The 19,601-nt window shown below is 70.2% G+C and carries 21 protein-coding genes; 13 read left to right on the top strand and 8 right to left on the bottom strand.

What is annotated here, in order from left to right:
• Positions 1–52: 52 nt before the first annotated feature.
• Positions 53–808, bottom strand: coding sequence for a decaprenylphospho-beta-D-erythro-pentofuranosid-2-ulose 2-reductase (dprE2, locus tag SD460_RS04925; RefSeq protein ID WP_290061664.1), 756 nt, complete (start codon positions 806–808; stop codon positions 53–55).
• Positions 805–2,178 (bottom strand): decaprenylphosphoryl-beta-D-ribose oxidase, encoded by a 1,374-nt coding sequence (dprE1, locus tag SD460_RS04920; RefSeq protein WP_290061663.1) that lies wholly within the window; start codon positions 2,176–2,178, stop codon positions 805–807. The genes dprE2 and dprE1 overlap by 4 nt, the downstream gene beginning before the upstream one ends.
• Before the next feature lie 125 nt (positions 2,179–2,303).
• On the opposite strand from dprE1, the gene SD460_RS04915 reads away from it, so the two are divergent.
• Positions 2,304–2,774, top strand: a complete 471-nt coding sequence (locus SD460_RS04915; RefSeq protein WP_290061662.1) for a GtrA family protein — start codon at positions 2,304–2,306, stop codon at positions 2,772–2,774.
• Positions 2,775–2,782: 8 nt separating this feature from the next.
• Complete coding sequence (locus tag SD460_RS04910) at positions 2,783–4,702, top strand: glycosyltransferase (RefSeq protein ID WP_290061661.1); 1,920 nt, start codon at positions 2,783–2,785, stop codon at positions 4,700–4,702.
• Positions 4,703–4,754: 52 nt separating this feature from the next.
• On the opposite strand, the gene SD460_RS04905 is transcribed toward SD460_RS04910, so the two are convergent.
• Positions 4,755–5,000: a hypothetical protein gene (locus tag SD460_RS04905; protein ID WP_290061660.1), complete on the bottom strand. Its 246-nt coding sequence runs from the start codon at positions 4,998–5,000 to the stop codon at positions 4,755–4,757.
• A 105-nt stretch (positions 5,001–5,105) separates the two neighbouring features.
• Between SD460_RS04905 and SD460_RS04900 the strand changes: the two genes are divergently transcribed.
• The 4 genes from SD460_RS04900 to SD460_RS04885 all read left to right on the top strand — a co-directional run bounded on the left by SD460_RS04900 (position 5,106) and on the right by SD460_RS04885 (position 8,512).
• Positions 5,106–5,870: an ESX secretion-associated protein EspG gene (locus SD460_RS04900; RefSeq protein WP_318305949.1), complete on the top strand. Its 765-nt coding sequence runs from the start codon at positions 5,106–5,108 to the stop codon at positions 5,868–5,870.
• 129 nt (positions 5,871–5,999) lie between these two features.
• Positions 6,000–6,446 (top strand): hypothetical protein, encoded by a 447-nt coding sequence (locus SD460_RS04895; RefSeq protein ID WP_290061658.1) that lies wholly within the window; start codon positions 6,000–6,002, stop codon positions 6,444–6,446.
• A 6-nt stretch (positions 6,447–6,452) separates the two neighbouring features.
• Positions 6,453–7,022, top strand: coding sequence for a DUF3558 domain-containing protein (locus tag SD460_RS04890; protein WP_290061657.1), 570 nt, complete (start codon positions 6,453–6,455; stop codon positions 7,020–7,022).
• A gap of 11 nt (positions 7,023–7,033) precedes the next feature.
• Entirely contained in the window at positions 7,034–8,512 is a 1,479-nt protein-coding gene (locus SD460_RS04885; protein WP_318305948.1) for a hypothetical protein, read from the top strand.
• A 48-nt stretch (positions 8,513–8,560) separates the two neighbouring features.
• Here SD460_RS04885 and glfT1 read toward each other — a convergent pair whose 3' ends face one another.
• The 3 genes from glfT1 to wzm are packed head-to-tail and all read right to left on the bottom strand — an operon-like array spanning position 8,561 to position 11,241.
• Entirely contained in the window at positions 8,561–9,469 is a 909-nt protein-coding gene (gene glfT1, locus SD460_RS04880) for a galactofuranosyltransferase GlfT1 (protein ID WP_318305947.1), read from the bottom strand.
• Positions 9,469–10,284 carry a galactan export ABC transporter ATP-binding subunit Wzt/RfbE gene (gene wzt, locus SD460_RS04875; protein WP_290058123.1) on the bottom strand — a complete coding sequence of 272 codons (816 nt, stop codon included), beginning with the start codon at positions 10,282–10,284 and terminating at the stop codon, positions 9,469–9,471. Before wzt ends, glfT1 begins: the two co-directional genes overlap by 1 nt.
• Before the next feature lie 3 nt (positions 10,285–10,287).
• Positions 10,288–11,241 (bottom strand): galactan export ABC transporter permease subunit Wzm/RfbD, encoded by a 954-nt coding sequence (gene wzm / locus SD460_RS04870; protein ID WP_290058124.1) that lies wholly within the window; start codon positions 11,239–11,241, stop codon positions 10,288–10,290.
• A 144-nt stretch (positions 11,242–11,385) separates the two neighbouring features.
• On the opposite strand from wzm, the gene SD460_RS04865 reads away from it, so the two are divergent.
• The 4 genes from SD460_RS04865 to pseI are packed head-to-tail and all read left to right on the top strand — an operon-like array spanning position 11,386 to position 14,012.
• Positions 11,386–12,012 carry a glycosyltransferase family 29 protein gene (locus SD460_RS04865; RefSeq protein ID WP_290058147.1) on the top strand — a complete coding sequence of 209 codons (627 nt, stop codon included), beginning with the start codon at positions 11,386–11,388 and terminating at the stop codon, positions 12,010–12,012.
• A 35-nt stretch (positions 12,013–12,047) separates the two neighbouring features.
• Positions 12,048–12,482, top strand: a complete 435-nt coding sequence (locus SD460_RS04860) for a hypothetical protein (protein WP_290058125.1) — start codon at positions 12,048–12,050, stop codon at positions 12,480–12,482.
• Position 12,483: 1 nt separating this feature from the next.
• Complete coding sequence (locus SD460_RS04855; RefSeq protein WP_290058126.1) at positions 12,484–12,936, top strand: GNAT family N-acetyltransferase; 453 nt, start codon at positions 12,484–12,486, stop codon at positions 12,934–12,936.
• Positions 12,937–12,962: 26 nt separating this feature from the next.
• Entirely contained in the window at positions 12,963–14,012 is a 1,050-nt protein-coding gene (gene pseI / locus SD460_RS04850; protein WP_290058127.1) for a pseudaminic acid synthase, read from the top strand.
• Here pseI and pseC read toward each other — a convergent pair.
• Positions 14,009–15,139 (bottom strand): UDP-4-amino-4,6-dideoxy-N-acetyl-beta-L-altrosamine transaminase, encoded by a 1,131-nt coding sequence (gene pseC / locus SD460_RS04845; RefSeq protein WP_290058128.1) that lies wholly within the window; start codon positions 15,137–15,139, stop codon positions 14,009–14,011. The genes pseI and pseC overlap by 4 nt on opposite strands.
• Complete coding sequence (gene pseB / locus SD460_RS04840; RefSeq protein ID WP_290058129.1) at positions 15,132–16,115, bottom strand: UDP-N-acetylglucosamine 4,6-dehydratase (inverting); 984 nt, start codon at positions 16,113–16,115, stop codon at positions 15,132–15,134. The genes pseC and pseB overlap by 8 nt, the downstream gene beginning before the upstream one ends.
• Positions 16,116–16,155: 40 nt before the next feature.
• Here pseB and SD460_RS04835 point away from each other — a divergent pair, with 40 nt between their 5' ends.
• Genes SD460_RS04835 through SD460_RS04825 form a run of 3 tightly spaced genes read left to right on the top strand, consistent with a single transcriptional unit; the run spans position 16,156 to position 19,019 of the window.
• Entirely contained in the window at positions 16,156–16,902 is a 747-nt protein-coding gene (locus SD460_RS04835; RefSeq protein WP_290058130.1) for a cytidylyltransferase domain-containing protein, read from the top strand.
• Positions 16,899–17,876, top strand: coding sequence for a spore coat protein (locus SD460_RS04830; RefSeq protein ID WP_290058131.1), 978 nt, complete (start codon positions 16,899–16,901; stop codon positions 17,874–17,876). The genes SD460_RS04835 and SD460_RS04830 overlap by 4 nt, the downstream gene beginning before the upstream one ends.
• A 3-nt stretch (positions 17,877–17,879) precedes the next feature.
• Entirely contained in the window at positions 17,880–19,019 is a 1,140-nt protein-coding gene (locus SD460_RS04825) for an epoxide hydrolase family protein (protein ID WP_290058132.1), read from the top strand.
• Positions 19,020–19,601 lie beyond the last annotated feature (582 nt).

Raw genomic sequence — 19,601 nt, 5'->3', positions numbered from 1 at the left:
GCGTGGGGACCGGGCTTGGCTGGAGCTTCGGCTCAACCCCAGGGTGCAGGTCCTAGATCGGGAGCTTGCGGAAGATCGGCCGCGGCACGTGCCGCAGGGCCGACATCACCAGGCGGAACTGCGCCGGCGCCCACACGAGGTCCTTGCCCGCCCGCGCGGCCGCGACGGCGGTCTCCGCCACCTGCTCGGCCGTCTGCGCCAGCGGGGCGTCCTTGAGGCCCTCGGTCATCTTCGTCTTGACGTGCCCGGGCCGGACGACCGTCACCTGCACGCCGGACGGCGCCAGCGCCTCGCCCAGACCCAGGTAGAACCCGTCGAAACCGGCCTTCGTGGACCCGTAGACGAAGTTGGACCGCCGGACGCGCTCGCCGGCCACCGACGACAGCGCGATCACCTTGCCGTGGCCCTGCGCCTTGAGCTTCTCCGACAGCGCGACGCCGACCGACACCGCGGCCGTGTAGTTCACGGTCGCCAGCTCGACAGCCTTCGCGTGGTCCTGCCAGACCTCTTCCGGGTCGCCGAGCAGGCCGAACGCCACGACCGCGACGTCGATGTCGCCGCCGTGGAACGCCTTGTCCAGCACGCCCGGGTGCGACGCCGTGTCCTTCGCGTCGAAGTCCACAGTGGACACCTCGGCGCCGCGGTCCTTCAGGCGCTGCGCGGCCGCGTCCAGCCGGGGCGACGGGCGCGCGGCCAGCACGACCCGCAGGGGCTTCTCGGCCAGGTACTTCTCGGCGATCGCCAGCGCGATGTCGGAGGTGCCGCCGAGCAGGAGCAGGGATTGGGGGTTGCCCACCGCGTCGATCACAGTTCGAGCCTCCGGCTCATGTCAGAGGCGAAAACGCCTTCGGGGTCAACGGAAGCGCGGATCTTGCGCCATTCTTCGAGCCGCGGGTACATCTTCGCGAACGTCTCCGCGGACGTCCGGGAGTCCTTCGCGGTGTACAGCCGGCCACCCGCCGCGAGCACGGCGTCGTCCAGCTCCAGGCAGAACGCGCTCAGGCCGCGCTTGATCGGGAAGTCGACGCTGAGCATCCAGCCCGGCGACGGCCACGACAGGGGCGCCGGGTTGGCGTCGCCCATGCGCTTGAACACGTTGAGGAACGAGTAGTGGCCCGACGTCGCGATCCGCCGGCAGAGGGCCTTGAGCTGGTCCTCCGCGCCGAACGGCACCGAGAACTGGTACTGCAGGAAGCCCTTGGAGCCGTAGGCGCGGTTCCACTCGCTCAGCATGTCCAGCGGGTGGTAGAACTGCGTCAGGTTCTGGATCTTGCCGCGCGCGCCCTTCTTGGGCACGGTCTTCTGCCACAGCTCGTTGATCAGCCCGAACGTGAGCTTGTTGCCCAGGCCGTTCGGGAAGACGTCCGGCAGGGTCGCCAGCTGCGGCGCGTCGAACTTCAGCGGCTCGGCCCGCAGCTTCGGCGGCAGCTGGTCGAGCTTCGCCAGCGAGCCGCGCGAGAACGTCGCCCGGCCGAGGCGGTGGTCCGACGAGATCAGGTCGGGCACCGACATCGAGTAGTCGTAGGTGAGGTCCGAGCCGTCGGTGAACAGGCCGAGCGTCTCGTCCAGGCTCGCCGTGCGGTCGGCGTCGACGATGAAGTAGGCCGTCTCGGTCTTCTTCATCCGGATCGTGGCGCGCACGATGATGCCGGTCAGGCCGATGCCGGCGACGGTCGCCCAGAACAGCTCCGAGTCGGGGCCCTCCGGGGTGAGCGTGCGCACCTGGCCGTCCGCGGTCAGCAGGTCCATCGACACGACGTGGTTGCCGAAGCTGCCCGCGCTGTGGTGGTTCTTGCCGTGGATGTCGTTGGCGATCGCGCCGCCGATCGTCACCTGGCGGGTGCCCGGGAGCACGGGGACCCACAGGCCGTGCGGCAGCGCCTCGCGCATCAGCTTGTCGAGGCTGACGCCGGCGTCGAGGTCCACGAGGCCCGAGTCCGGGTCGATCGAGTGGATCCGGTCGAGCGCGGTCATGTCGACGACCAGGCCGCCCGCGTTCTGCGCCGGGTCGCCGTAGGACCGGCCGAGGCCACGCGCGATGACGCCGCGCTCGCCGGCCTGGCGCACGGCCTTGGCGATGGTCTCGACATCCGGCGTGGTCAGGACGTCGGCGACGGTCGGAGCGGTGCGTCCCCAGCCGGTGAGCGTGCGACGCTGTGTCTCGGGGGAGTGGGTCACCCGACCAGGGTAGCCACGCCGAAACACGCCCGGAACGTGACCCTGAAGTGCTCGCTTCTACACTTTGCGCATCAAGGCACAAGCGCCCGCGCGGGTGACCATGACTCAGGCAACGAGGTAATGCAGTGGTGGCGACCGATCCGCAAGCCGACATCGCAGCTGCTCAGCCGTCCAACATCGGACTGCTCGGGCAGCTGATTCGCTTCGCCCTGATCGGCGGCTTCTGCGCCCTGGTCGACCTGGGCACGTACACGCTGCTGACCCAGGTGGCCGGGATGGCCACTTCACCGTGGGTCGACGTCGCCCGCGCTATCAGTTTCATCGTGGGTACCACCACGGCGTTCTTCCTGAACCGGAAGTTCACCTTCTCCGGCGGCCGCCGCGACGGCAAGGCGCAGGTCGGCTCGTTCGTCCTGCTCTACACCGTCACGTTCTTCGTCGCGGTCGGGGTGAACCAGCTGATGCTGCAGGTTCTGCCGGAATCGGCGTGGCAGCACACACTGTGCTGGGCCGTGTCGCAGGCCACCGCCACGGTGATCAACTTCGTGATGCTCAAGTGGGTCGTGTTCCGCGAGCCGTCGACCAAGGAGAACTGAGGACATCAATGCCCGGTAAAACAGCAACCCCGGCGCCGAGCACCCAAGCCGGCGCGGCCGCCGAGACGCGGTTCACCGAGCACACTCCGCAGGGTCGCCTGACGGCGCAGCGCGGGCTCTACGCCGGCCCGGCGCCGATCGTCAGCAAGGACCTGTACGCCGAGCTCGAATGGGGCTCGGCCGTGCGGGAACGTGCGGCCATCTCCCTCGAGCCCGCCTCCAAGGTGTCGGGCAACACGTACTTCGGCCGGTTCCCGGCCAGCTACTGGCAGCGCTGGACGACCGTGTCCGAGGTCTCGGTCGAGGCCGTTGTGACCGGGACCGGCCTGCTGTCCATGGGCGCGTCCGACGTCGAGGGCGAGCCGCGGGTGATCGAGGCCGAGCAGGTCGCCGACGCCAAGCAGCTGAAGGTGACGCTGACCGGCAAGCTGGACAAGTTCTACGACGGCGGCGCGCTCTGGCTCGACCTCGAGACCGAGGGCGGCCAGACGCTGCGCGTCGAGCAGGTCCGCTGGACGGTCGAGGCGCCGGAGAAGATCCGCCCGACCGCCGTGACCATCTGCACGATGAACCGCGCCGACGACTGCCTGAAGAACCTCCAGGCCCTCGCCGCGGACGTCTCCTCGCTGGAGACCCTGGACGCGATCTACGTCGCCGACCAGGGCACCGACCTCGTCGAGTCCCGCGACGGCTTCGAGCAGGTCGCGAAGGACCTCGCCGACAAGCTGCACTACATCAAGCAGCCGAACCTCGGCGGCGCCGGCGGCTTCACCCGCGGCCTCTTCGAGGTCGCCGGGCACACCGCGACCGAGCACGCGAACGTCCTGTTCATGGACGACGACGTGCTGCTCGAGCCGGACCTGGTGATCCGGATGACGGCGTTCTCGAACCGCGCCGCCAACCCGATCATCGTCGGCGGCCAGATGCTGAACCTGTTCCACCCGAACCAGCTGCACGTCGGCGCTGAGTACGCCCGGCTCAACACCCTCGAGCCCGGCCAGCCGGTCGAGCACTCGCTGTCGACGGCGGACCTGCTCGGCGTCGACGAGGAGACGCTGAAGCCGAACCGCCAGGAGCGCCGCCTCGACGCCGGCTACAACGGCTGGTGGTCGTGCCTGATCCCCTACGAGGTCGTCCAGGCGACCGGGTACCCGCTGCCGTTCTTCTTCCAGTGGGACGACGCCGAGTACTCCTACCGGGCCCGCGCGCACGGCTTCCCGACCGTGACGCTGCCGGGCGCGGGCGTGTGGCACGCGGACTTCCACATGAAGGACTGGGACGAGTGGCACCGGTACTTCAACCTGCGCAACTCGATCATCACCGCCGCGCTGCACTCGCCGTTCAACCTGAACCTGCTCTCGCGGGTGCTGCTCGCGCAGCTGGTGCGCTACCTGCTCGGCATGCAGTACGGCCTGTCGGCGACGCTGATCAAGGCCGTCGAGGACTTCCTCGAGGGTCCGGAGGTCCTGCGTGACGGCGGCGTCGAGGCGATGAAGGAGATCCGCCGGATCCGCGACCAGTACCCGGAGACCAAGCGCCACAAGGCGACCGACGTCCCGGGCATCGCGTCCAACGACATCGGCATCATCAACAGCGCGCCGCGGCCCAGCATGCAGCGCCTGGTGCTGATCAAGCGCGTGCTCGACCGGGTGCTCGGCCGCAGCCGCTTCGGCCTCGGCGCGGTGCCGATCGACGAGGCGAACTGGTGGCACATCGCCCTGTTCGACACGGCGGTCGTGACGGACGCGAACCAGGAAGGCGTCCGCGTCCGCTCCTACGACAAGGTCAAGATGTTCGACCTGGCCAAGCGCGGCGCGAAGGTCGTCCAGCGCCTGCGCAAGGAAGGCGCGGCGGTGCAGGAGCAGTACAAGCGCGCCATGCCCGAGCTGACCTCGCGCGAGAACTGGAAGCGTCTGTACAAGCTCTGAGCTTTTCGCCCGAAGGCCGTCTCACGCTCGTCGTGAGGCGGCCTTCGCCGCGTCAGCCGTGCATGCCGAACACCGTGCTCTTCCGGGTGAGGTCGTCGACGTACGCGGCGGCCACGTGGGCGAAGTTGATCGCGACCTCCGAGTGGTCCTTGGTGGTCACCGTTTCGACGGCGCCGGTCTTCACGAGCTGGGCGAGCTTGCCCGCCAGCTTGCCGGATTCTTCGGTCGTCAGCGCGAACAGCAGCGGTTCCCCGCCGGTGGCGAGGTGCAGCACGAGTGCGGGTTTCGGGTCGGCCATGCGTCCATCGGACCAGCGGCGATCTTCTCCGGGCAAGCGGGTTCGCCGAGAGCGGATGGACTACCGTTTTGCCCAAGTCCGGAAGAACCCGCGGGGGGAAACGCGATGCCTCACTCGTTCTCGCTGTCGCTGGCAGCGGTGGACATCCTGTTCGAACAGCTCGGGCTGGGCCGCGCGCCGACGCCGTTCGAGGTGCCGCACGTCGGCACGACGGTCGAGCAGCGCGCGATGATCCGCGACGCCGTCGTCCGCGACCTGAGCGGCCGCGGGCTGTGGAGCCGCGGCCGCCTCGACGCGGACGCCGAGCTGGCGCTGACGACGTTCGTCCGGGGCAGCGTCACCATCTCCGCGGCCGCCGAGCTGGGCGACCGCCAGCTGTTCGCCCGTGTCGCCTCCGACGGCCAGTTCGCGGTGCTCGGCCGCCAGGAGGAGAACCTCATCGTCTTCGAGGAGGTCCGCCCGACCGGCATCGTCCCGGCGATCGTCGACCTGCTGCCCCTGACCCCGGCCGCCCCCGGCCAGTCGGTCACGATCTCGAGGCCGGTCCAGCAGCCCCGAACCCAGCGCCGCGACGAGGCGTACGACCCGTTCGCCGGCGTCAGCGCCCCGCGTTCGCCCGACGGTGGCGGCGGCCCCCAGGTCCGCATGATCGAGCGCGTCTTCCAGGAACCGAAGAAGCGGGTGGGCCAGTTCACGGCCCAGACCCGCGGCGGCACGTACCCGCCGTTGGCCTGGTTCGACACCCCGGCGGGCCGCTGGCTGATGTCGTCGCGGACGGCCGCGGACGGCCAGCGCTGGCTCACCTACGCCCCGGCCGACAACGCGCGCCTGGCCCAGCAGCTGTACGCGCAGCTCGAAGGGCAGTTCTGAGCTCCGGGAACCGCCTGCACGCCCTGTGCGTCCGAAGTGAAGATCGGTGAAGCGCGGTTGCGCTGGGTGCCCGGCTAGTAGACTCCCGGGTGCACACGCACGGGCGAAGCGAATTCGGGGTGGACTGCGATGCAGATAGCTGACGGCGGAGGCGGCGGCTCCTTCGCGGACATCGTCAACCCGTTCTCGTCGGGCGCCATGGGCGCCGCGGTGCAGAGCGTGACGGCGGAGACGCAGAAGCTGGTCGATGCGGCCAAGAGCGGTGGTTTCAAGATCACCCCCGAGGGCGTCAAGCCGCTCACGACGGCGCTCCTCGCCCTGGTCGACGACCTGGACGGCCTGGGCGAAACGACCTACGTGCTCAACCAGTCACCGCAGCTGGGCAACCACCCGTACGGCCACACCATCGCGGCGCACGACCAGAAGGGCGCGGCGCAGGCCGAGGGGTCCGCGAGCGTCGTGCTCGACCAGCTCAAGCAGGTGGCCAGGCAGGCCAACGAGGCGCTCCAGCGCGCCGCGGGCCTCTACAACGAATCCGAGAACGCCGCGCTCGGCGGCTTGAAGCCCAAGTCCTAGGGAATGATGAAACTCCTCGTACGCGCCGTCCTGCCCGTCGCCGCGGGTGCCCTGCTGCTGGCCGGGTGCACGGACACCCGGAACGGGACACCCTCACCGGTCGGCTCGGCGACGTCCGAGCCGTCCACCGGGGAGTCGAGTTCGGCGAACCCGGGTGGTGCCGATACGACGTCGCTGGAGCCGTGCACGCTGCTGATCGCCGCCGACGTGACCGCCTACGGCACCTTCAAGGAACCCGAGGACAAGAAGCTCGGGGGAGCGCGTGTTTGCTCCTACCAGAAGCAGCGCACCGACGCGAGTGAGGAAGGCGCCATCATCGGCGTCGCCATCCGCGACAATGCCCCGCTCGACTCGGTCGTCGACACCGGCGGCGGCATCAAGGACCTGGACGTCAACGGACGCAAGGCGAAACAGGCGTCGAGCCAGTCGCCCCTCGGGTGCACGGTCGCGCTCGGTGTCGGGGACAAAGCGCGGGTCGACGTGAACGTGACCGCCGTGGACACCGTCGAGAAGGCCTGTCAGATGGCCAATGAAGTGGCCACCAAGGCCGTCGAGCCGAGACTGCCCAAGGCGTAAGGGGAGTTCAGATGAGCACGCGACAGGGACCGCCGCCGAAGACGGCGGACAAGACGCCGCAAGAAGTGCAGGACATGGCTCCTGCCGAGCGCGACGCCTACCTTCAGCAGAAGGCGGAAGAGGGCGTCGACCCCAGCAGCTGGCTGTTCGGCCCGATCCAGCAGTGGATGGCCCAGGCCCGGGCGAAGAACCAAGCTCAGCAGATGGGCGACAAGAACGTCGAGGACGCCACCAAGGGTCGTGACGTCGAGTACGTCCAGGGACTCCAAGCGCCGAACGCCGACTACAAGGGCAGTGACCACGCCCAGCTGCAGGCGTTCTTGGAGAGCAACCTCAACGTGGACCAGGTCGGTGAGGTTTCGACCGCCTATCACCAGGTCCACCAGGTCTTCGACAAGTTCGCCCAGTCGATGAACACCGCCGTCAACTCCTCCAAGGGCACTTGGGAAGGCACCGCGGCCGAGAACGCTCAGCAGTACTTCACCAGCCTGAGCAAGTGGTCCGACGCCAACTCGCAGAACGCGAAACTGGCCTCGGAGACCATCTACGACCAGGGCCAGGCCGCGTCGACGGCCAAGAACTCCATGCCGGCGCCGATTCCGTTCAGCTGGAAGGAGGAGTTCGGGTCGTGGGCGACCTCGAACCCCTTCAACCTCGCCGACAACGTCGACAAGTCCATCCAGAAGCAGAAGGACAGCCAGGCGGCGCACGACCAGGCCGCCGGGGTCATGGCGACCTACGACAAGAACCTCTACGAGGCCGCGTCGAAGCAGCCTGCCTTCGCGCCGCCGCCGAGTTTCAGCACCGGTGGGGGCAGTGACGATCCCAACGGGACCGGGGACAAGAACGGCATCAACACGCCGTCCAAGGTGGATATGCCGGGGTCGCACTCGGTGAACATGCCGGGCGGTGGCACGAACAACTTCACCACCGGCAACATCCCGGGCACCACCGGGACGCCGCAGATCTCCGGGCCGGGCTCGACCACCGGCGCGGGGCTCCTCCCCGCCGGCACGACGACGCCGTCCAGCTTCACGCCGGGGTCGATCCCCGGTGGGTCGGCGCCGAACCCGAACCAGCAGTTCGGGGGCATGCCGATGAGCCCGATGCCGATGGGCGGCGGGATGAACTTCGGCGGGGACGAGGCCTACAACTCCAAGGTCGGCGGGGGTGGCGGCCGGGGTGCCGGCGGCTTCGGGCCCGGCGGCTCGGGCGGGGCCAACGCCACGGGCGCGGGTGCCGCGTCGGGGGCGGCCCGGCCCGGTGGCATCGGGGCGGCCGAGGCCGCGGCCGGACGCGGGATGGGCGGGCTCGGCGCGGGCAGTGGCGCCGGCCGTGGCGGGATGGGTGGCGGCGGGATGGGCCGCGGCCAGAAGGGCGAGGGTGACGAAGACACCGAGCACTCGCGCCCGACCTACCTGGTCGAGGGTGACCCCGACGAGGTCTTCGGCACCGACCTGCGCACCGCGCCGCCGGTCATCGGCGAATAGGAACGCACGAAAAAGGGCCCCCGCGGAACGGGGGCCCTTTTCGTAGGCTCAGTAGCGGTAGAACTTCTCCGCGCGGCCCTGCCGGACCAGCTTCAGCCACTGCAGGAACGCCTTCGGGTCCCGCTTCACACCCACGAAGTACAGCCCGAACCGGACGATCTCCAGCGCGCCGATCTTCCGCATCCCGGGCTGCGACAGCAGGTACCCGCGGTTGCGGTACGTGTAGTAGCGCTTGACCTCGTTCTCCGGGTCCTGCGCGTGGAACTTGCCGCCCAGCATCGGCTTGAACTCGTCCGAGCCGTCCGGGTGCAGGTACTTCGTCTTCAGCGACGTGCCGAACGGCAGCCCCGAACGGACGAGCCGCCGGTGCAGCTCGACCTCGTCGCCGCGGAAGAACAGGCGCAGGTCCGGCACGCCGACGACGTCCAAAGTGGACGCGCGGAAGAGCGCGCCGTTCATCAGGGACGCGATGCCGGGCAGGAAGTCGACGCCCAGCTCGGACTGCGACCGCTTCCACGTCAGGCCGCGGCGCAGCGGGAACGCGAGCTTGTCCGGCGCGTCGATGTTGGACACCACCGGCGAAATCTCCGCCAGGTTCCGCTTTTCCGCTTCCTCCAGCAGGATCGCGAGAACGTTCTCGTCGGCCGGCCGCCCGTCGTCGTCGGCCAGCCAGACCCAGTCCGCGCCCAGCGACAGCGCGTGCAGCATGCCCAGCGCGAACCCGCCGGCGCCGCCGAGGTTGCGGTGCGACGGCAGGTACGTGCTCGGCAGCGGGTAGTTCTCGACGACTTCGCGGGCCGAGTCGTCCGGCCCGTTGTCGACCACCACGAGGTGGTCGACCGGCCGCGTCTGAGCCGCGATGACCTTCAGCGAGTCCGCCAGCAGCTCGCGCCGGTGCCGCGTGACGACCACGCCGACGACCGCGCCGTCGGGCAGCTGCCGGGTCTCGCTGACCATCATTCCCCGCCGTTCGTCGTCGCCGCCGGCTCGACGCCGAAGCGCGCCAGGGTTTCCTCGCTCATGTTCTCGAAGGGGTCGCGCCCCTTGTACGACGTGAGGACGTCCCGCAGCGAACCCTGTTGCTTGAGGTGACCTTCGTCCATCCAGATGGCCGAGTCGCAGAGCTCGAACAGGAACTCGTCCGAGTGGCTGGCGAAGACCAGGATGCCGGAGCGCTTCACCAGGTCCTTGAGCCGGTCGCGGGCCTTGTTGAGGAACGCCGCGTCGACCGCGCCGATGCCCTCGTCGAGGATCAGGATCTCCGGGTCGATGGACGTGACGACGCCCAGCGCCAGACGCACGCGCATGCCCGTCGAGTACGTCCGCAGCGGCATCTGGAGGTAGTCGCCGAGCTCGGTGAACTCGGCGATGTCGTCGACGCGCTTCTCCATCTCCTTGGCCGTCATCCCGAGGAAGAGGCCGCGGATGATGATGTTCTCCTCGCCGGAGATCTCGGGGTCCATGCCGACGCCGAGGTCGAAGACCGGGGCGATCTTGCCCTCGATCCGCGAGGAACCGCGCGTCGGCTCGTAGATCCCGGCGAGCAGCCGCAGCAGCGTGGACTTGCCCGCGCCGTTGTGGCCGACCAGGCCGACGCGGTCGCCTTCGCGCAGCGAAAGCGTCACGTCGTGCAGCGCTTCGATGATCGGCACCTTGGTGTCGGTACCGATCTTGCCGCCGACCTTGCCGAGCACCTTCTTCTTCATCGACCGGGTCTTCGCGTCGAAGATCGGGAAGTCGACGAAGGCGTTCTGGACGTCAATGCTGACCATGTGTCACACCCAATAGGAGACGCGGGCACGGTAGTTGCGCATCGCGACGAGCGCGAGCGCCCAGCCGACGATGGTGATGCCGCCGACGACGATCCAGTTGCCGGGCGTGAAGGACTGCCCGATCAGCGGCGCCCGGACCACCTGCATGAAGTGGTACAGCGGGTTGAGCTGGATGATCGGCAGTGCCCAGGAGGCGTTCGCGCGGGCCCCGCCCGCGAGCAGCTGGTCCACCGGCCAGACGATCGGTGTGGCGTAGAACAGCAGCTGGATCAGCGAGTTGATGACCTGCGGGATGTCGCGGAACCGGGTCGAGATGATGCCCAGCAGCAGCGTCACCCAGCCCGCGTTCAGCGCGAGCAGCAGGAAGCCCGGGATGGCCAGCAGCACGGTCCAGCTGAGGCCGGGGTGGCAGTAGAGGCCGACCGCGCAGAGGCCGTCCTTCGAACCCAGCGAGTACGGGTTGTCCAGCGCGGTGAAGAAGATCGCCAGCACCGCGACGTAGACGATCATGTTGTGCGCCAGCAGCAGCGACTGCCGCCACACCGTGCGCAGCATGTACACGCTCAGCGGGGCGGGGAGCTGCTTGATCAGCCCCTCGTTCGCGATGAACGTTTCCATGCCTTCGGCGAGGCAGCCGCTGATGAAGCCCCAGAGGATGAAGCCGGTGGACAGGTAGGGCAGGAACACCTGGATCGGGGTGTTGAACAGCTGCGAGTACAGCAACCCGAGCCCGAGCGCGATGACGGCCTGGCTGATCGTGATCCAGAAGGGCCCGATCACCGAACGGCGGTAGCGCTGCTTGATGTCCTGCCAGCCGAGGTGTCCCCACAGCTCGCGGGCGTTGAAACCGGCCTGGATGTCGGCAAAGGCGCGCGCGAACGTCTTGCTGTCCGACGTCGGCGGGGCCGGCGTCGCTACGGGTGAGTCCGCGGCCTGAACCGTGCTGGTGGCATGCACGTGGACGAGGGTACCGATGGGATGAGCGGCGTCCGGGCCACCCCGTCGCTGTGGTAGAGCCGAGTGACCGATACGCGGTCGCCGGTGACCTTTGTGCTGGTACTTTCTCGGCTTATGACTGCTGCTCTCGGCGCGGCGAGCCTGATGGTCAACCTGCTCGCGGCGTACGCCGACCGGCCCGACCCGCGTTCGGTGGCCGTCGTCGGCAACCAGCCGCTCCAGCCCGACCCCCAGCGCGCGAAGGCGATCGACGCCTGTGACCTGGTCATCCGGGTCAACGGCTTCGTCGTCGACCAGCCGGGCCAGGAGATCGTCGGCTCCCGGACGCACGTCGTGGTGTTCAACCGGGCGATCCGGGCCACCCCGTACGTCTTCCAGGACTACCGCAAGCGGCTCTACCTGCTGGTCGAGCCGGGCCGCATGCACTGGGAGCCGGAGGACGTGCCGGGCTGGTGGCCCGCCGACCTCGGCGCGGTCCCGGTGTCGAACCGCGAGGTCGTGCTGCCGCTGTCGGACGCGCTGGGCCTGCCGACCCGCGACGAGCCGACGTGGTCGACCACCGGCACGCTCGCCGCGTGGATCGCGCGGACGTCGTTCCCGACCGCGCAGCTCGTGCTCACCGGGTTCTCGTTCATCGACAACCCGGACCAGACCTCGTGGGAGCACGCCGCCGGCGACTCCTGCATCGTCGGCCCGGAGCACCAGATCGCCGCCGAAGGGCGGCTGCTGGACTCCTGGACCAAGACCGGTGACACCACCCTCCTGCGCTGATCGCGCGTCCCCACCCGACACGTAAGGACCCACCCATGGCTGTGCAGAAACTGGGCAGAGGCTTCGTCGACCGGATCGCCCGGCTCATCGACTTCCGCGTCGACGACCGCACCCGCGGCCTCGCCGAGCGCGTCAACAACCTCGAGCACGCGACCGCCGACCACCGGCGCCGGCTCGACAGCGCCGAGCACAACCTCGAGCAGGCCCGCGGCGACCTGGGCTGGGCGCGTGCCGAGCTCGACCGCCTGATCCCGCACGTGGCCGCGCAGGAGGGCCGCCTGGAGACGCTGCGCGAGTCGATCTCGCTGGTGCCCACCGCCGACGCCCCGCAGATCGCCGAAGCCCGCACGCTGATCGAGGAGATCCAGCGGCAGCACGCGCAGATCCGCGTCCGGCTGGCCGGCATCTCCCGCTACGAGGACCGGCTGCGCCGCCTCGAGGACCGGGTCGAAGAGCCCGTCGCGCAGTAGCTTGCGGGCCAGGGAAGCCACCGAAGCGGACGCCGAGCTGCTGCTGGGCTGGCGCAACGACCCGCGGACGCGGCGGTCGTCGCGCTCGACGGCCGTGGTGGCGCTGGACGAGCACCTCGCGTGGCTGCGCGGGGTGCTCGCGGACCCCGATCGGCTGCTGCTCGTCGTCGAGGACGAGGTCGAGCCGGTCGGCACCGTCCGGTTCGACCGGCGCGACGGCGACGGCTGGGAGGTGAGCATCACGCTCGCCCCCGCGAGCCGCGGTCGCGGCCGGTCCGGCGCGGTGCTCGCCGAGGGGGAGCGGGCCGCGCGGGACCGCCTCGGCGTGCAGGTCGTGCTGGCCGCCGTGCACCAGGACAACGCCGCTTCGGCGAAGCTGTTCGAGCACGCCGGGTACGCCGAAGCCGCGCCTGCCGTCGGCGGCTTCCGGCAGCTGCGCAAGACTCTGAGCTGACCCGCAGTCCACCCCGGGGAGGCACCATGCACGACATCCGGTTCGGCGCGCACCTGATCGGTCCGGGCCACGCGCCGTTCGTCATCGCCGAGATGTCCGGCAACCACAACGGCGACCTCGACCGGGCGCTGCAGATCGTCGACGCCATCGCCGAGACCGGCGCGCAGGCGGTCAAGCTGCAGACCTACCGCCCCGACACGATCACCATCGACGTCGACACCCCGGCGTTCCGGATCGGCGAGACCCACGAACTGTGGGGCGGGGAAAACCTGTACAAACTGTACGAAAAGGCCCACACGCCGTGGGAGTGGCACGCGCCGCTGTTCGAACGGGCCCGCTCGAAAGGCCTGGAGATCTTCTCCAGCCCCTTCGACCCGACCGCGGTCGAGCTGCTGGAGTCCCTGGACGCGCCGGCGTACAAGATCGCGTCGTCGGAAATCGTCGACCTGCCGCTGATCGAGCTGTGCGCTCGCACGGGCAAGCCGCTGGTCATCTCGACCGGCATGGCGAACGTCGCCGAAATCGACGCGGCGGTGCGCACCGCGCGTGAGGCGGGCAACGACCAGCTGATCGTGCTCGGCTGCACGGCGAGCTACCCGGCGTCGCCGCGCGAGAGCAACCTGCGCGGCCTGCCGCTGCTGGCCGGGCTGACGCAGACGCTGGTCGGGCTGTCCGACCACACGCCGGGCATCGGGGCGCCGGTCGCGGCCGTCGCGCTGGGCGCGGTCGCCATCGAGAAGCACGTCACGCTGGCCCGCGCGGACGGCGGCGTCGACTCGGAGTTCTCGCTGGAGCCCTCGGAGCTGGCCGCGCTGGTCGCCGAGACGCACCGGGCGTGGGAAGCGCTCGGCGATCCCGTGCTGGGCCCGCGGGAGAGCGAGAAGGAGGGCCTGCGGCTGCGCCGGTCCCTTTACGTCGTCGAGGACGTCCGGGCGGGCGACGAGGTCACCGCGGCCAACGTCCGGTCGATCCGGCCCGCGGGCGGCCTCGCCCCGGCCGAGATCACCAAGGTCGTGGGGCGCACCTTCCGCGTCGACGCCGCGAAGGGCACGCCCCTGACCTGGGACCTGATCTAGAAGAACGCGCGCACGGCGTCGACCACGCGGTCGACGTCGGCGTCCGTCAGCGCCGGGAACAGCGGCAGCGAGAGCTCCTGCTCGTAGTACGCCTCGGCGTTCGGGCAGAGGCCGCGCCGGTACCCGAGGTCTTCGAAGACGGGGTGCCAGTACGCCGGGATGTAGTTGACCTGGACGCCGATGCCGACGCCGCGGAGGTGCTCGAACAGCGCCTTGCGGCGGCCTTCGAGGACCCGCAGCGGGTACAGGTGCCACACCGGGTCGGCGCCCGGGCGGCTCGGCGGCGTCGCCACGCCCTCGACGTCGGCGAGCGCCGCGGAGTACCGGGCGTGGATCTCGGCGCGGCGCTTCTTGAACTCCGCGAGCCGGGTCAGCTGGCTGGACCCGAGCGCGCAGAGGACGTCCGGCAGGCGGTAGTTCAGGCCGAACTCGTGCACTTCCTGGTGCCAGCCGCCCTCGTCCGGGTAGCGCTGCTCGGCGCGGTCGCGGACCAGGCCGTGGTTGCGGAACTTCCGCGCCCGGTCGAGCAGCCCGGCGTCCGGGGTGACGACAGCGCCGCCTTCGGCCGTGGTGAGGTTCTTGGTCGGGAAGAACGAGAACGTCGTCAGGTCGGCGAGCGAGCCCACCGGACGGCCCTGCCAGGACCCGCCGACCGAGTGCGCGGCGTCTTCCAGCAGGAGCGCACCGGCTTCGTGGGCGATTTCGCCGAGCGCGTCCAGTTCGGCCGGGTGACCGGCGTAGTCGACGGCGGCGACGACCTTCGTGCGTTCGGTCACCGCGGCGGCGGCTGCGTCGATGGCCAGGTTGCCGGTGTCGGCCTCGACGTCGGCGAAGACCACCTTCGCGCCGAACAGCGCCGCGGTGGCGGCCGTCGCCACGAAGGTCATCGGGCTGGTGACGACCTCGTCGCCCGGCTTGATCCCGGCAGCCGCGTAGGCGACGTGCAGGGCGGCCGTGCCCGAGGTCACGGCCACCGCCGGGGTGCCGCCGGTGTGCGCGGCGAGGTCGTTCTCGAACTGCTGGACCGCGGGCCCGGTGGTCAGCCAGTCGCCACGCAGGACGTCGACGACCGCCTGGATGTCCTCTTCGCTGATGGACTGGCGGCCGTAGGGGAGGAAGTCAGCCATGCTGCTCGACCAGCTCGCGCAGCTCCTCCGGGTTCAGCCACAGGTCGTTGGTGTCCGAGCGGTACGCGAAGCCTTCGGGCATCGGCGTCCCGCCGTCCGGCTCCTGGTAGCCCCAGCCCGCGAGGTGCGGCTGGACGACGTAGCGGTCCTCGAGCTTGACCGTCCGGCGCGCGTCGTCGGGGGCGATCATCTCCTCGTGCAGCTTCTCGCCCGGGCGGATGCCGACCTCGTGCATGTCGCTGCCCGGCGCGATCGCCTGCGCCAGGTCGACCAGCCGCATGCTCGGGATCCGCGGCACGTACAGCTCGCCGCCGTGCATCTGGTCGAACGAGTCGACGACGAACCGCACGGCCTGCGGGAGCGTGATCCAGAAGCGGGTCATCTCCTTGTGCGTGATCGGCAGCGATTCGCCCTTTTCGGCCAGCTTGCGGAAGAACGGGATGACACTGCCCCGCGAACCCATGACGTTGCCGTAGCGGACCACGGAGAAGCGCGTCACGTGCGCGGCCGCGTAGTGGTTGCCGCTGATGAACATCCGGTCGGCGCACAGCTTGGTGGCGCCGTAGAGGTTGATCGGGCTGGACGCCTTGTCGGTCGACAGCGCGACGACCTTCTTGACGCCGGTGTCGATCGCGGCCTCGATCACGTTCTGCGAGCCCATGACGTTGGTCTGGACGAACTCGAACGGGTTGTACTCACCGGTGTCGACCTGCTTGAGCGCGGCGGCGTGCACGACGTAGTCGACGCCGTGCATGGCGCGCTCGAGCCGGCGGCGGTCGCGGATGTCGCCGATGAACCAGCGCAGGCGCGGGTCGTCGCCGAACAGCTGGCGCGTCTCGTACTGCTTCAGCTCGTCGCGGGAGAGCACGACCAGCCGGCTCGGGTTCAGTTCGGCGAGCGCGTGCGCGATGAACGCCTTGCCGAAGGAACCGGTCCCGCCGGTGAGCAGGATGCTGGAGCCATCCAGCTCGGACATCGTTGACCTCCGCGTTTGGGGTGGGTTGCCGTCGGCCATCATGTCACCCATGCGTGGAGCGCCCGGTGTCAACGCCGTCATCCAGGCCCGGTCGAGCTCGACCAGGCTGCCCGGCAAGGTGCTGCGCCCGCTGGCCGGCCGCAGCGTGCTGGGCTGGGTGGTCCGGGCCGCGGCGGCCGCTCCCGGCGTGGACCAGGTGGTCGTCGCGACCTCTTCGGACGCCTCCGACGACGACGTCGCTCTGGAAGCCGCCCGCTGTGGCGCCGCCGTGGTCCGGGGTCCGCTCGACGACGTGCTCGAACGGTTCGCCGTGGCGCTGCGTGCGCACCCCGCCGACGCCGTGATCAGGCTCACCGCGGACTGCCCGCTGCTGGACCCGTCGCTGATCGGCCAGCTCGCGACGCTGTGGCGGGCCCAGCCGACGCTCGACTACGTGAGCACGACGCTGGTCCGGACGCTGCCGCGTGGCTTCGACGCCGAGCTGGTGCGGGCGTCCGTGCTCCTGGAGCAGGTCGCTTCCGCGTCCGGCGCGGACCGCGAGCACGTGACTTCGGGCATCTACTCGCAGCCCACGCGCTATTCGTGCGCCGGTGTCGTGGTGAGCCCGGCCGCCGACGACCTGCGCGTGACGCTCGACACCGCCGAGGACTGGGAGCTGCTGTCCGCGCTGGTGGCCGAGCTGGGCGACCGCGTCGGCGACTGGCGGGCCGTGGTCGCGCTGCTGCGTGCGCGGCCGGACCTGGTGGCGCTGAACGCGGACGTCGAGCAGAAGAAGGTCGGCCGGTGAGGCTGCTGCTGCGCGCGGACGCGTCGGCGTCGATCGGCGCCGGCCACATCGCGCGGATGGTCGCCTACGCTGAGCGGGCGGTTGCCCGGGGTTTCTCGGTCGCGTTCTCGGGCCAGGTCGAGAACGCGGAATGGCTCGCGGCGCGCTTCGACGAGCTGGGCGTCGAGCGGGTGCCGTTCGACGCGACGGGGTTCGACGCGGTCGTCGTCGACCACTACGGCCTCGGCGACGTGCGGCCCGAGGTCAACGCGGCCGGCGCGGTGCTGGTGTCGATCGAGGACGACGTGTTCGGCCGCCGTCCCGCGGACATCGTGGTCGACTCGAGCTTCGCGCCTGCTCCGCGGCCCGATGACGGCTCCGGCTTCCTGCTGCGCGGAATCGAGTACGCGCCGCTGCGGGACGTCGTGCGCGAAACGCGCCGGGCACCGGCCGGCCCGCCGCCGCACGTCACGGTGGTCCTGGGCGGCGGCGCCGAGTGGACGGCGACGGTCGGGTTGCTGCTTCGCGCCCTTCGCGACACCGAGCAGCCGTTCGTGGCGGACGCCTTGGTGCGCGGCGAGCCGTCGCTGCCTCCGCTGCTCCCCGGACAGTCGATCCGGGTGTCCCCGCCGAGCCCGGCGCTGCTGGACATCCTGGCGACGACCGACGTCGCCGTGAGCGCATCCGGGGTGACGTTCGTGGAGCTGTGCTGCCTCGGCGTCCCGACGGCGGCGGTCCGGCTGGTCGACAACCAGGAGCCGGGCTACCGGGCGGCGCTCGAGCTCGGCCTGGCGGCCGGCCTCGGCCCCGCGGAGTCCCTCGCTTCGCGGCTGCCTGCGGTGACGGCGGTCTTGCGGTCGTTGCTGACCGATGCGTCCCTGCGCCGGGCGCTGTCGGCCACGGCGTCGTCCACAGTGGACGGCCTCGGCGTCGACCGCGTCCTGGATTCCCTCGTATCGAGGACCGGATCTGTCCGCGATGCTTCCTATCGTTGAAGCATGACGATCACCCCGTTCCGCATCGACGTCCCGCAGGCCGCCCTCGACGACCTCCGCACGCGCCTGGCGAACACCCGCTGGCCCGACCAGCCCGCCGACACCGGCTGGCGGCTCGGGGCGCCGGTGGACTACGTGCGCGAGCTGGCGGAGTACTGGCGGACCGGCTTCGACTGGCGGGCGCAGGAGGCGCGGCTCAACGCGTTCCCGCAGTTCACGACCACGATCGACGGCACGAACGTGCACTTCCTGCACGTGGTGTCCCCGGAGCCGTCGGCGACGCCGGTGCTGCTCACGCACGGCTGGCCAGGCTCGATCGTGGAGTTCCTGGACGTGATCGGCCCCCTGACGGACCCCCGCGCGTACGGCGGCGACCCGGCTACGGCGCTGACAGTGGTCGTCCCGTCGATCCCGGGCTACGGCTTCTCGGGCCCGACGCCGACCCCGGACTGGGGCCCGGACCGGGTGGCGCGGGCGTTCGCCACGCTGATGACGTCGCTGGGTTACGAGCGCTTCGGCGCTCACGGTGGCGACTGGGGCGCGATCATCTCGCGCGAGCTGGCGGTCCAGTTCCCCGCGCGGGTGCTGGGCATCCACGTGACGATGCTGGCGTCGGCGGTGGTCCGGACGTCCGCGGAGCTCGCGGAGTTGTCGGACCAGTCGCTGGGCCGCCGTTCGCTGGAGAAGGGGCAGGCGTTCTCGACGTCGGGTACGGGGTACGCGATGATCCAGGCGACGAAGCCGCAGACCCTGGCGTACGGCCTGCACGATTCCCCGGCGGGCCAGCTGGCGTGGATCGCGGAGAAGTTCCGCTCGTTCTCGAACACGACGACGGACCTGATCGACCGCGACGACCTGCTGGCGGACGTGTCGATTTATTGGTTCACGGAGACGGCGAACTCATCGGCCCGGCTGTACGCGGCGTTGACGGGCGGCTGGGGAGCCCCGCCCCCGGCGAACACGGTCCCGACGGCGGTGGCGGTCTTCCCGGACGACATCGGGCTGCCGGTGCGGGAGCTGGCGGAGCGGACGGACAAGATCGTCCGCTGGACGGAGTTCCCGAGTGGCGGCCACTTCGCGGCTCTGGAGGAACCGGACGCGCTGATCGGCGACGTCCGGGAGTTCTTCAGCTCGCTGCGCTGACCTTGCTCCCGGCGCCGGTCGCGGATGTCGCGAATGAGTCATTGGGGACGCCGGAGGTCCCGAATGAGTCATTCGCGACCTGCGCCTCGGCTGCCGACGTGCCGTGAATGACTCATTCACCTCGCCAGACGACGGGGCTCCGGCAAAGTCGGAGTTGACGCGGCGGATCGTGGCATCGGCGGGCTCGCCCGAAGTCTTGAATGACTCATTCAAGACGTCGGACGTCCTGAATGACTCATTCAAGACTTCCCGGGGTGCGCGATCGGCCGGATCCGCCGCGATGTCAGGAACGCCCCGTCCACAACGCCCGGGCCACCGATCCCCGGCCGCCGCCTCCCGCGCACCGAGCGGCGGGCTTGCCGAAGGCGAGGTCGCGAATGACTCATTCGGGACCTCTAAAGCCGCCAATGACTCATTCGCGACCTCGCTCGAACTGCCCACCCCGCCTGCCACCGGTGAAGCGAGCCGGGGCCGGCGACTTTGCCGGAGCCCTGTCGCCAGACGACATGAATGAGTCATTCACGTCATGCGGTGCGCCCCGCCCGGACCGGGCCCCGCCCAGACCGGGCCCCGCCCAGACCG

The organism is Amycolatopsis solani (assembly GCF_033441515.1).
Classification (GTDB): domain Bacteria; phylum Actinomycetota; class Actinomycetes; order Mycobacteriales; family Pseudonocardiaceae; genus Amycolatopsis; species Amycolatopsis solani.
This window is presented reverse-complemented; position numbering and strand designations above follow the sequence as displayed.